Origin of the sequence: uncultured Polaribacter sp., assembly GCF_947500975.1 — a bacterium.
In the GTDB taxonomy this organism is placed as follows: Bacteria; Bacteroidota; Bacteroidia; order Flavobacteriales; family Flavobacteriaceae; genus Polaribacter.
Map to the genome: position 1 here is coordinate 92998 of NZ_CANMUE010000011.1, position 12736 is coordinate 105733.

The 12736-nt window shown below is 29.6% G+C and carries 13 protein-coding genes; 7 read left to right on the forward strand and 6 right to left on the reverse strand.

Annotated elements, in window-relative coordinates:
- Positions 1-5: 5 nt before the first annotated feature.
- From Q0733_RS12300 to Q0733_RS12315, 3 genes are all read left to right on the forward strand, one after another.
- The gene (locus Q0733_RS12300; RefSeq protein ID WP_298782548.1) at positions 6-236 is read left to right on the forward strand and encodes a FeoA family protein; all 231 of its coding nucleotides are present in this window, start codon (positions 6-8) and stop codon (positions 234-236) included.
- Positions 236-2347 carry a ferrous iron transport protein B gene (gene feoB / locus Q0733_RS12305; RefSeq protein WP_298782549.1) on the forward strand — a complete coding sequence of 704 codons (2112 nt, stop codon included), beginning with the start codon at positions 236-238 and terminating at the stop codon, positions 2345-2347. Before Q0733_RS12300 ends, feoB begins: the two co-directional genes overlap by 1 nt.
- A 200-nt stretch (positions 2348-2547) precedes the next feature.
- A complete protein-coding gene (locus Q0733_RS12315; RefSeq protein WP_298782551.1) occupies positions 2548-3090 on the forward strand; it encodes a DUF2911 domain-containing protein in 543 nt (180 codons plus the stop codon).
- A 79-nt stretch (positions 3091-3169) separates the two neighbouring features.
- Here the strand turns inward: Q0733_RS12315 and galE are convergent, their stop codons facing one another.
- Both galE and Q0733_RS12325 read right to left on the reverse strand, forming a co-directional pair.
- A complete protein-coding gene (gene galE / locus Q0733_RS12320; protein WP_298782552.1) occupies positions 3170-4183 on the reverse strand; it encodes a UDP-glucose 4-epimerase GalE in 1014 nt (337 codons plus the stop codon).
- Positions 4183-5328 carry a DegT/DnrJ/EryC1/StrS aminotransferase family protein gene (locus tag Q0733_RS12325; protein WP_298782553.1) on the reverse strand — a complete coding sequence of 382 codons (1146 nt, stop codon included), beginning with the start codon at positions 5326-5328 and terminating at the stop codon, positions 4183-4185. Before Q0733_RS12325 ends, galE begins: the two co-directional genes overlap by 1 nt.
- Positions 5329-5401: 73 nt before the next feature.
- Here Q0733_RS12325 and Q0733_RS12330 point away from each other — a divergent pair, with 73 nt between their 5' ends.
- On the forward strand, positions 5402-7783 hold the full coding sequence (locus tag Q0733_RS12330; RefSeq protein WP_298782554.1) for a penicillin acylase family protein: 2382 nt from the start codon (positions 5402-5404) through the stop codon (positions 7781-7783).
- Between the two features lie 187 nt (positions 7784-7970).
- Here Q0733_RS12330 and Q0733_RS12335 read toward each other — a convergent pair whose 3' ends face one another.
- From Q0733_RS12335 to Q0733_RS12350, 4 genes are read right to left on the reverse strand one after another with little or no spacing between them, the layout of a single operon-like run.
- Entirely contained in the window at positions 7971-8708 is a 738-nt protein-coding gene (locus Q0733_RS12335; protein ID WP_298782555.1) for a nitroreductase family protein, read from the reverse strand.
- 46 nt (positions 8709-8754) lie between these two features.
- Positions 8755-9441, reverse strand: a complete 687-nt coding sequence (locus Q0733_RS12340) for an RluA family pseudouridine synthase (RefSeq protein ID WP_298782556.1) — start codon at positions 9439-9441, stop codon at positions 8755-8757.
- Between the two features lie 6 nt (positions 9442-9447).
- On the reverse strand, positions 9448-10059 hold the full coding sequence (gene yihA, locus Q0733_RS12345) for a ribosome biogenesis GTP-binding protein YihA/YsxC (RefSeq protein WP_298782557.1): 612 nt from the start codon (positions 10057-10059) through the stop codon (positions 9448-9450).
- Between the two features lie 10 nt (positions 10060-10069).
- A complete protein-coding gene (locus Q0733_RS12350) occupies positions 10070-10834 on the reverse strand; it encodes an alpha/beta hydrolase (RefSeq protein WP_298782558.1) in 765 nt (254 codons plus the stop codon).
- A gap of 205 nt (positions 10835-11039) precedes the next feature.
- On the opposite strand from Q0733_RS12350, the gene mraZ reads away from it, so the two are divergent.
- From mraZ to Q0733_RS12365, 3 genes are read left to right on the forward strand one after another with little or no spacing between them, the layout of a single operon-like run.
- Positions 11040-11507: a division/cell wall cluster transcriptional repressor MraZ gene (mraZ, locus tag Q0733_RS12355; protein WP_298782559.1), complete on the forward strand. Its 468-nt coding sequence runs from the start codon at positions 11040-11042 to the stop codon at positions 11505-11507.
- Positions 11494-12393 (forward strand): 16S rRNA (cytosine(1402)-N(4))-methyltransferase RsmH, encoded by a 900-nt coding sequence (gene rsmH / locus Q0733_RS12360; protein ID WP_298782560.1) that lies wholly within the window; start codon positions 11494-11496, stop codon positions 12391-12393. The genes mraZ and rsmH overlap by 14 nt, the downstream gene beginning before the upstream one ends.
- 1 nt (position 12394) lies before the next feature.
- The gene (locus Q0733_RS12365; protein ID WP_298782561.1) at positions 12395-12721 is read left to right on the forward strand and encodes an FtsL-like putative cell division protein; all 327 of its coding nucleotides are present in this window, start codon (positions 12395-12397) and stop codon (positions 12719-12721) included.
- The last annotated feature ends 15 nt before the right edge of the window (positions 12722-12736 follow it).

Consider the following 12736-nt stretch of genomic DNA (forward strand, 5'->3'; position numbering starts at 1 on the left):
AATATTTGAGCACAATTGCATCATTAAAAATTGGAGAAATGGGTTATATATCTGAAGAATCTTTAGATTTTATCCCTCTAAAATTATTAGAAATGGGCTGTTTACCTGGCGCAGAAGTAGAGTTGGTGCAAATTGCACCATTAACAGATCCGCTTTATATTTGTGTAAATGGTAGTCATTTAGCAATTAGAAAAGATACTGCATCTCAAATACAAATATTAAAAAGCGAAATTTAATGTCTAAAAAAGATATAAAAGTAGCTTTAATAGGAAACCCAAATACTGGTAAAACATCACTATTTAATCAATTAACAGGGTTAAATCAAAAAGTTGGAAATTATCCTGGAGTTACTGTTGATAAAAAGCAAGGAGTTAGTAAATTGTCTTCAACGCAAAATGCAATTATTACAGATTTACCAGGTACTTATAGTATAAATCCTACCTCAATTGACGAAACAATTGTTTTAAAAAGCTTACTTAAAAAAGATATTAAGGAATCTCCAGATGTTATTTTAGTAGTTGCAGATGTGGAAAATTTAAAAAGAAATTTACTTCTTTTTTCACAAATAAAAGATTTAGAAATTCCTACAGTTTTAGTTATAAACATGGTAGATCAAATGCATAGAAAAGGTATTTCTATTGATTTATCATTATTAAAAAAAGAACTAAATACAGAGGTGGTTTTAATAAGCGCCAGAAAAAATGAAGGCATAAATGACGTAAAAGCAACCATAATTAGATGTCATGTAGCAGCAAAGGCATCTCCTTTATGCGGAATTGATCATAAAATTGATCCAGATTATTTTGCCAAATTAAAAGAAATTAGTCCAAATTATTCTTTATATGAATTATGGTTGATGGTAACCCAAAATAACTTTCCAGATTCTGTTACTAAAGAAGAAAAAGAAAAACTTTTAGCATTTAAGCAAGACATTTCTAAGCTAAAAAAATATCAGCATAAAGAAACAATTTATCGCTATCAAGAAATCAACAAAATTTTAAACAAAACTTATATTGTTGATAAAAGCAAGGCAACAGATTTACGAGGTAAATTAGACAGAATTTTTACCCATAAAATATTTGGTTATTTTTTGTTTTTCTTGATTTTACTGGTAATTTTTCAATCGGTTTTTGATTGGGCTTCATTTCCAATGGATTTAATTGATGTAGCTTTTGCTGAGTTGTCAAGCATTGTAAAAAGTAATTTGCCTACTGGAGTACTAACAGATTTGCTAGCCGAAGGAATAATACCCGGTATTGGAGGTGTCATAATTTTTATACCACAAATTGCCATCTTATTTTTATTTATTGCCATTTTAGAAGAAACGGGCTATATGAGTAGAGTTGTTTTTTTGATGGATAAAATTATGAGGCGTTTTGGAATGAATGGAAAAAGTGTAATTCCGTTAATTTCTGGTACAGCTTGTGCAATTCCTGCAATTATGGCTACAAGAACCATTTCTAGTTGGAAAGAGCGTTTGATAACAATTTTAGTAACGCCTTTTACAACTTGTTCTGCAAGATTACCTGTGTATGCTATTTTAATTGCTTTGATTATTCCTGATAAAAAAATATTTGGCTTTTTAAACCTACAAGGGTTGGTCTTGCTATCTCTTTATGCTTTAGGTTTTGCAACCGCTATTTTAGCAGCATATATTTTACATAAAACATTAAAAGTAAAGTCAAAATCTTTTTTTGTTGTAGAAATGCCAAACTATAAATTACCATCATTCAAAAATGTGTTTTTTGAAGTGATTGAAAAAACAAAAGCATTTATTTTTGGTGCCGGAAAAATCATTTTAGCATTATCAATTGTATTGTGGTTTCTTGCTTCAAATGGTGGGTCTAGTTTTGATAATGCAGAAAAGTTAGTTGTTGAAAATGTAGAAAATTATAATTTAAATGATGATGAATTACAACAAAAAATAGCATCAGTTAAATTAGAAAATTCTTATATAGGAATTATGGGTAAATCAATAGAACCCATTATAAAACCTTTAGGTTATGACTGGAAAATAGGTATTGCCTTAATTACATCTTTTGCCGCAAGAGAAGTTTTTGTGGGAACTTTAGCAACCATTTACAGTGTAGAAGCAGATGATGATGATACTTCTACAATTAAAGAAAAAATGGCTTCTGAAATAAATGTTGATACAGGAAAAAAACGTTTCAACTTTCCCGTAGGCATGTCTTTAATGGTTTTTTACGCATTTGCCATGCAGTGTATGGCAACTTTGGCAATTGTAAAACGTGAAACTAAAACTTGGAAATGGCCATTAATTCAGTTATTCGGAATGGCTTTATTGGCTTATGTTTCAGCATTTTTAACCTATCAAATTTTAAGTTAATGCAAGAGGTTATTGTTTATTTTTTAGTTGCATTAGCTGTTGTTTTTTTAGTGAGAAAATATTTTTTTTCACCAAAGAAGAATAAAAACTGTCATACTGATTGTAATTGTCATTAAAGTCTTAACAAAATATTAAGATTTTAAATGTAATCTTTTCTAATTTTTATGACATATTAAGAATATAATTTTAAAATTTAAATAATGAAAAAAGCTTTTTTAACGATTGCAGTTATTGCAATTACAATGTTATCTTCTTCTGAAGCATTTGCTCAGAAATTCCCTAAATTAGATGTTAGCCCGTTAGATGCTTCCTCTTATCCAAGTCATTGGAAAGTGTCAGATAAATTAGTGAAAGTAGTTTATGGAAGACCTCAATTAAAAGGAAGATCTTTAGATAAATTAGCACCGCAAAATGAAGTTTGGAGAACAGGAGCTAACGAAGCTGCAGAAATAATTTTTTATAAAGATGTTGTTTTTGGAGGTGAAAAAGTGAAAGCTGGTACTTATTCTTTATTTACAATTCCTGGAAAAAATAAATGGACTATTATTTTAAACTCAGCTAAAAATGTTTGGGGTCACTATACTTATAAAGTTGACCAAGATGTAGTAAGAGTTAAAGGTGAAGTTTCTAATTCTGATAAACCTATTGAAGCTTTTTCAATCGTTTTTGAAGGCGAAGGTAATAACGCAATTATGTATTTTGGTTGGGCAAATACTATTGTTTCTGTTGATATAAAAGGATAGAATTAGATTTTTTGATATAAACAAAATAAAACCTCAGAAGTTGAATTACTTATGAGGTTTTTTATGTGTTAAAAAAATATTAAACAGATTGGCTTTGTTGCCATTTCCAAGCAGATTCTAAGGCTTCTTCTATGCCTATCTCTGTTTTCCATTTTAGTTCTTTATTAGCAATTGTAGTATCTGCATAAGCAGCAGTTATATCACCTTCACGTCTTTCCACAATTTTATAATTAAGTTTTAAATTATTTACTTTTTCAAAAGCTTTAATAATTTCTAAAACAGAAGTTCCTTTACCAGTTCCAACATTAAAATATTCAAAAGCTTTTTTGTTGTTCTTGTTGATTAACCTTTTTAATGCTGCAATATGAGCTTTAGCTAAATCAACAACATGAATATAATCTCTTACCGCTGTGCCATCTTCGGTAGGGTAATCATTACCAAAAACAGATAGTTCTTTTCTAATTCCTGCAGCAGTTTGAGTAACAAAAGGAATTAAATTTGCAGGAACTCCTATAGGTAATTCCCCAATTTTTATTGAAGGATGTGCTCCGATTGGGTTAAAATATCTCAGTGCAATTGTATTAAGATTAAATGCTGTACTTGCGTCTCTAATAATTTCTTCGCCAATTTGCTTTGTATTTCCATAAACAGATTCTGCCGCTTTTATTGGGGCATTTTCTGTTATTGGTAATTCATCTGCTTGACCATAAACGGTACAAGAAGAAGAAAATATAAAGTTATCTAAATCACGATTTTTCATTTCTTGTAGTAAATACACAAGTGTTCCTAAGTTATTTTCATAATATTCTAATGGTTTACTCATACTTTCTCCAACCGCTTTAGATGCTGCAAAGTGTATTATTCCATCAACTTTATTTTTATCAAAAAAAGCTTTTACGTCATTTTTTACTTTTAAATCAATTTGATAAAAATCGGGTTTTGTACCCGTGATTTCAGTAATTTTATCAAGTACACTTATTGTTGTGTTAGATAAATTATCAATTATAACTACTTCAAAACCTTCGTTTTGTAATTCAACAACTGTATGTGAACCTATAAAACCTAAACCACCTGTTACTAATATTCTTTTCATTATAAAAAATTGTTAATGATATTAGTAATAAAAGACAATTGTTCATTATCGAGCTCAGTGTGCATAGGTAAAGAAATTACGGTTTTTATCAATTTATTTGTTACCGGGAAGTCGTCTTCATTGTATCTAGAATCTTTATATGCTTTTTGTGAATGCAAAGCAATAGGGTAATAAATTGCATTTGGAATATCGTTTTCTAATAAATGTTTGTGTAATTCATCACGTTTTCCATTTGTAATTTGTAATGTATATTGATGAAAAACATGACAGTTACAAGTTTCACAAATTCCATTACAAGAACTTGTAGTAGGTGTAATAATATTTGGGTTGTTTGCAAAAGCATTATTGTAAAAACGCGCTGCATTTCTTCTAGCTTCGCAATAAGAATCTAAAAGTGGAAGTTTTGCTTTTAAAACACCTGCTTGTATAGAATCTAACCTTGAGTTTACACCAACAACATCATGATAATAACGTGTGTACATTCCATGATTTACAATCCCTCTTAATGTATGAGCAAGTTCATCATCATTTGTGAAAATTGCTCCTCCATCACCATAACAACCTAAGTTTTTAGAAGGGAAAAAAGAAGTTGTACCTACATTTCCAATAGTACCCGCTTTTTGTTTAGTTCCGTTTTTAAAAGTATAATCTGCTCCAATAGCTTGAGCATTATCTTCAATTACAAACAAATTATGTTCTTCTGCAATTTCTAAAACAGCTTCCATATTTGCAACTTGACCAAACAAATGAACAGGTACAATGGCTTTAGTTTTAGGTGTAATTGCTTTTTTTAAAGCGTTAATATCAATATTAAAAGTATCTGGTTCAACATCAACCAAAACTGGAGTTAATTTTAATAATGCAATAACTTCTACTGTAGCAGCAAATGTAAAATCAGCTGTAATTACTTCATCACCTTGTTCTAAGCCTAAACCCATCATTGCAATTTGTAGAGCATCGGTTCCATTTGCACAGGGTATTACATGCTTTACATCTAAATATTTTTCTAAATCTGATTGAAATTCTTTAACTAAAGGACCATTGATATAGGCTGATGTATTTAAAACTTCTTGAATAGAAGTGTTTACAGTTTCTTTGATTTTAGCATATTGACTTTGTAGGTCAACCATTTGAATTTTTTTCATAAATGTAAGAAGTTTTATAAATCAAAAATACAACTTAAATCTATTATCTTTGAAGATATCAAACACTTTCCAAATGAAAATAGTAAAAAAGTTTCTAAAAATAATTGCAGTCTTACTTGTCTTAATTATTGTTTGTCTTTGGTTATACTCAAAAACGTATAAACCAAATTATAGTGGCGAATTAGAAATAAAAAACCTATCAAATACAGTAACAGTACATTTTGATGATATTGGCGTGCCTCATATTAATGCAAAAAATCAAGAAGATGCTTATTTGGCTTTAGGTTATGTGCATGCGCAAGATAGGTTATGGCAAATGGAATTGATAAGGAGGATTGCGGCAGGAAGGTTATCAGAAATTTTTGGTGAAAAACTGATAAGAACAGATAAACTTTTTTCTGGTTTAGGAATTGAAGAAGCGGCAGAAAAAACGATTATTAATTTAGATAAAAATTCTCCTCAATATAAATTAGCTATTGCGTATTTAGATGGTGTTAATCAATATATTAGAGAAGGAAAAACTCCAATTGAATACACTTTAATAGGTTTTGAAAAAGAGCAATTTACCATAAAAGATATCTTTAATGTATATGGTTACATGTCTTTTAGCTTTGCTGTTGCTCATAAAACTGATCCGCTTTTAACAGAAATAAAAGAAAAATTAGGCGAAAATTACTTTAAAGAATTGGTAGATTCAGAATTTGAGAATTTAACTTTTATTAAGAATGAAACAAACCCTGAGTTGACTGCTGGTTTTTCTAAAGCAATGAATGATTTATTAGAAGTATTACCGATTTCTCCTTTTATAGGAAGTAATTCTTGGGTAATTGGGGCTGATAAAACTAAAAACGGAAAAGTAATTTTTGCAAACGATCCTCATATTGGATTTTCTCAACCTTCAGTTTGGTATCAAGCACATATTAAAACACCAAATTATGAAATGTATGGTTTTCATTTAGCGTTATCACCTTTTCCTTTGTTGGGTCATAATAAAGATTATGCTTATGGATTAACTATGTTTGAAAATGATGATATTGATTTTTATATAGAAGAAAATAATCCTGATAATAAAATGCAATATAAAACTGCTAATGGTTTTGAAGATTATAAATTACTAGAAAAAAGGATTAAAATAAAAGGGCAAAAAGATTCAGTTTATACTATAAAAATAAGCAAACATGGTCCTTTAATGAACGGTATTATTGATCATTTAGATGATGAAAGACCAATAGCAATGCAATGGATTTATACAAAATTAAATAATCAAATTATGGAAGTTGGTTATGATATGTCTCATGCAAAAAACCTGTCAGAATTTAAAGCTGGAATTCGTAAATTACATGCGCCAGGGTTGAATATTATGTATGGCGATGCTAAAAATAATATTGCTTGGTTTGCTTCTGGGAAATTGTATAAATATAGAGATTCTTTATATACAAAAACCTATTTAAATGGGGCTTCAGGTAAAGATGAAATTGTTGAGTATTTAGATTTTGAAGAAAACCCTCAATCTATAAATCCAAGTTGGAATTATGTGTATTCTGCCAATAATCAACCAGATTCTATTGCCGGAATGTTGTATCCTGGATATTATTTAAATGAAGATAGAGCAGAGAGAATTGTAAAACTTTTAGAACCTAAAAATGATTGGACAAAAGAAGATGTTGCAAAAATGATTTATGATGTAACTTCTCCAAACGCTCCTTTAATTATTGATGACTTTGTAAAATCGATTGATAAGAGTAGTTTAACTCCAAGCCAGAAAATAGCCATTTCTTTATTAGATAGTTGGAAAGGAAATTATGATAAAAATGAAGTTGGCCCGGTAATTTATAATAGAATGTTGTATGAATTTCAGAAAAACACTTTTGCTGATGAAATGGGCAAAGCTTTTAAACAATTTGAAAATACACCTTTTATAGAAAAAGTTGTTCCAGTTCAAGCAAAAAGAGAAAATTCTGTTTGGTGGGATGATATTTCTACATTAGATAAAGTAGAAACAAAACAAGAGATTTTAACAAAATCATTTACAAATGCGTTTATTTTTTTAGAAAATCAATTAGGAGAAAATGTAGAAAATTGGACTTGGGATAGAGTGATTTCTGTTGAGTACAAACATGCAGTTGGAGAAGTTGCTGTTTTAAGAAAGTATTTTAACGTAGGGCCTTTTGTAACAAAAGGAGGGGATCAGGTGATTAATAATCAGATTTATAATATAGATTCTAGTGGTGTTTACAAAGTTTTAGCAGGTCCATCAACAAGAAGAATTGTAGATTTTTCTGATGTAGAAAATAGTATTGCTATTTTACCTACAGGTCAATCTGGGAGGGTTTTTAGCGAACATTATAAAGATCAGGCTCAAAAATATTTAGATGGCGAATTTGTAAAAATGCAACTAAATCAATCTCAAATTGAAAAGAGTGAGAATGTATTGGTTTTGATACCTGAGAAATAATTCGTTTTTTTAGTATATTTAATTATAGATTCTATAAGGATAATGTATTTTTCCTTTTAGAGGTTTTCTCATTCTAAAAAAAGAGGTGTCATTTTTTACTTTAAAAAAATGCATTAATATTTGTTGTGTGTAATTTGACAAAATCAAGGATTAATGAACAAAACTATATTCCTACTATAAACATATATCAAACCTCCTTATAAACCTCTTCAAAAGGAATTCTAAAACGCTCACCATAAACGCCTTTTTCTGTTCTAATACCGCAAGAGATAATCATGTTTATTTCTGCTCCAAAAGGTAAACCTAGTAAGTTTTTAATTCGCCAACTATCAGAGCCTTCCATAGGACAAGTGTCATAACCTTCTGCGGCCATAGAAATCATAAAATTTTGTGCAGCTAAACCACAGGTTTTATGAGCTACAATTCTCATATCACTTTTTCTTACTTCTCTGTATATGGGTTTAAAAAGCCCGATAACTAAAATCATTAAATATTTAAAGAAACCTAAAATTCCAAGAAAATCTGCATATGCAAAAGGAATTATTTTCCCATAATAATTTCTGGCAACTTTTTCTCGATTACTTTGTTCTGATTTTGAATTGTTTGCGCCAAAGTTTTTATCAAGAAAGTTTAAATTAGCTTGCGCTCTTTTTCTCCATAAATCTTTTCTAACTACAAAAACAACCAATTGTTTTGCTGTTTTTGCTGCATTTTGATTAAAACAAAGAGGTGCAATTTTATCAATAATATCTTTGGATGTGATATGGTAAAACTCCCACAATTGCATATTGCTACTGTTGGGTGCAAATGAAGCTTGATTAATACATTTTTTTACAATGGTTTTATCGATTTCCTTTTCTGCGTCATAAACTCTTACCGAACGTCTAAAATTTATTGCTTCTGAAACTGTTTTTTCTTGACTCATAAATGGGTTGAGAATATTTAGGGGGTTTATTCTTTAAATATAGTAATTACTTACAAGCATTCCAAATAACCTCATTAGGAGTAGGTGCAAAAACGGAAATATGTTCTTTAGAAACAGGGTGTATAAATGCAATTTTTCTGGCATGTAAATGAATACTGCCGCCTTTATTACTTCTGTTAAAGCCGTATTTTAAATCGCCTTTAATGGGAAAGCCAATAGAAGATAATTGTGCTCTGATTTGATGATGCCTACCAGTTTCTAAATCAACTTCTAGTAAGGAGTAGTTGTCTAATTTTTTTAAAATTTGATAGTGTAGTATTGCTTTTTTAGAACCCTCAATTTCTTTCTTAAAAACAGAAGATTTATTGTTCTTCGGATTCTTTTTTAGGTAATTAATTAAGGTGTCTTTTTCTTTTTTTGGAGTGTCTTTTACAACTGCCCAATAGGTTTTGTCTATTTTTTTATCGCGCAACATTTTATTTAAACGTTCTAATGCTTTTGAAGTTCTTGCAAAAATAATAACTCCAGAGGTGGGTCTGTCTAATCTATGAACAACACCTAAAAAAACATTACCTTCTTTATTATATTTAATTTTAATATATTCTTTAATAACATCACTTAAAGGTTTGTCGCCAGTTTTATCGCCTTGGGTTATATCGCCAGAGCGTTTGTTAACAATAATAATATGGTTGTCTTCAAATAGAACTTGTAAATTGTCTTTTGTAGAATGCATCAATGATTATTTAAAATCTTTTGACACATCTTCATTTACGCCATCAATAAAATCTAAAAACTCTTTACGCCCTAAACCTGTTGAAGATGAGGTTAAAAAAGTCATTGGTAAAGATTCCCAATGTTCTAGTAGTTTCTTTTTGTAAGAGGTAATTTGTTTGTTTATTTTAGAGCTTCCTAATTTGTCCGCTTTAGTAAAAACTAAGCAAAAAGGTATTTGATTTGTGCCTAGAAATTGCATAAATTCTAAATCAATTTTTTGAGGATCGTGTCTAGAATCTATCAAAACGAAGGTGCAAACTAGTTGTTCTCTTTCTTTAAAATAATTTTCTATAAAATATTGAAATATGGTTCTTTTCTTTTTAGATATTTGTGCGTAACCATATCCAGGTAAATCTACCAAAAACCATTGATCATTTATTTTAAAGTGATTGATTAGCTGTGTTTTACCAGGTTTTCCTGATGTTTTAGCAAGATCTTTTCGCTCCATTAACATGTTTATTAATGAAGATTTACCCACATTAGATCGGCCAATAAAAGCGTATTCAGGAATTCTGTCTTTAGGAGCTTTAGTAACATTACTATTGCTCATAATAAATTCTGCGGATTTTATTTTCACAAAAGTAATTTTAGATGTTTCTAGATCTAAACCAATCTAAAAGAATTGTATTAAATTCTTCGGGTCTCTCCATCATTGCTGCATGCCCACATTTGTCAATCCAAAATAAATCAGAGTCTGGAAGTAATCTATGAAAATCTTCAGCAACCTCTGGAGGAGTAACAGTATCTTGTTTACCCCAAATAATACACGCTGGTTGTTTCATTTCTGGTAAATCTGCAGCCATATTGTGCCTTATAGCGCTTTTTGCAATTGATAAAGTTCTTATAACAGAACTTCTATCATTAACTATTTTAAAGATATCATCTACCATTTCTTTAGTACCAATAGCTGGATCGTAAAAAACTCCTTTAGTTTTAGCTTCTATATATTCATAGCTTCCTCTTTTAGGAAAACTATCTCCCATTGCTTTTTCGTATAATCCAGAACTTCCTGTTAATACAAGTGTACTCACTTTTTCTGGATAATGTTTTGTGAAATATAAAGAAATATGGCCTCCTAGAGAATTTCCAAGTAAAATTGCTTTTTCAATTCCTTTATGTTCCATAAAGTCCTTTAAAAAAAGTGCTAAATTTTTAACATTAGTTTTAATTAGAGGTAAAGAGTATAAGGGTAGTTCTGGTATTAAAACCTTATAACCGTTTTTAGAAAAGTGATTAAAAGTGTCTTCAAAATTACTTAAAGTACCCATTAAGCCATGTAAAACAATTATTACAGGGCCTTCTCCAGCTTCTACATATGAGAATTTTCCTTCTGTTATTAACTTATCAGTCATTGATTTTTATTTGATTTCACTAACCGCAAATGTACTTCTTTTTTATGATATATTAATGATGTTAAAAAAACTGAAATTTTGATCATTTAACAGTTCTTAATATGCTTCTAAATAAAATGAAATTATATTATTTATTAACAATGTGGTAAAAAGTGGTAAAAAGTGGTAAAATTTGTATATTTTTGATAATTAATAAAATCGAATAGTGACAAACTTAATAGGAACATATGAATGTAAAGCTGATGCTAAGGGAAGAGTGCCTTTTTCTGTTGCATTAAAAAAGCAAATGCATTCTATTGCTCAAGAAGGATTTGTTATTAAAAGAGCTGTTTTTCAGCCTTGTTTGGAGTTGTATCCGATGCAGGAATGGAATTTGATGATGGAAAAAATCAATAAACTTAATAAGTTTAAAAAAAAGAATAATGATTTTATTAGAAGATTTACAGCAGGTGTAAAAATTGTAGAATTTGATGCAACTGGTAGGATTTTAATACCTAAAGATTTATGTGATTTTGCTAATATTAAAAAGCAAGTAGTATTGTCGTCAGCGGTTAATATCGTTGAAATTTGGGATAAAGATAATTATGAAAAAGCCATTGATGATGCAGCTGTAGATTTTGCAGAATTAGCTGAAGAAGTAATGGGAAATACAGATGCAGATGAATTATCATAATCCAGTTTTATTGCACGAAAGTGTAGATGGTTTGGCAATCAAAGATAATGGTGTTTATGTTGATGTCACTTTTGGAGGTGGTGGTCATTCTAGAGAGATTTTAAAAAGGCTAGGTAAAGATGGAAGGTTATTTGCTTTTGACCAAGATCCAGATGCTTTGGCAAATGTTATTGATGATGAGCGTTTTGTGTTAATTCCTGAAAATTTTAGATATATATCAAGGTTTTTAAGATTTCATAGAGTAAAAAAAGTAGATGGTGTTTTAGCTGATCTAGGTGTTTCTTCACATCAATTTGATGAGGCTGAAAGAGGGTTTTCAACACGTTTTGAAGGTGTTTTAGATATGAGAATGAATCAAAGATCTAAAGTGTCTGCTAGAGAAATTGTTAATAACTATTCAGAAGAGAAATTAGCAGAGATTTTGTTTTTGTATGGTGAGTTAAGAAATTCTAGAAATCTTGCAAAAACAATTGTTGAAGCTAGAGAAAATGAAGAGATTGAAACAAGTTTAGAATTAAAACAAGTTTTGCAAAAGCATTTGCCAAATGCAAAAGCACATAAAATTTTAGCGCAGATTTTTCAAGCTATCAGGATTGAGGTAAATGAAGAATTAGATGTTTTAAAAGAGTTTTTACAGCAAATGCCAAATTTATTAAATGAGGAAGGTAGGTTGAGTGTAATTTCGTATCATTCTTTAGAGGATCGATTGGTAAAAAGATTTATACAGACAGGTTTGTTTAAGGGGGAAGCAGAAAAAGATGCTTTTGGTAGATCTTTTGAACCGCTTAAAAAAGTTGGAAAGTTAATTGTGCCAGATGCAGAAGAGATAAAAATTAATAATAGAGCGCGTAGTGCAAAATTAAGAATCGCAACCTTAAAAAAGTAAAATGTCTAAAGTTAAAAAAGGGATTTACGATTTCTTAAGAGGAAGTTTTTTAACGGATGCTTCAGCTTTTAAAAATTGGAGAATCATAATTTTTATAGTTGTGCTTTTGTTAATAATGATTTCTAGCGGTCATAGTGCAGAAAAAAAAGTAATAAAAATATCTGACCTTAATAAACGAAAAAGGGAATTGAGAGCAGAATATCATGATACTGGAACAATTTTAGAAAGGATGGAGATGGAATCTAGTATTAAAAAAAAGGTAAAAATAAGAGGGATAAAACCAGTAGAGAATCCTCCGCAAAAAATAAAAGTAACTATTAAAGATTAATAAAATTGGCAACTC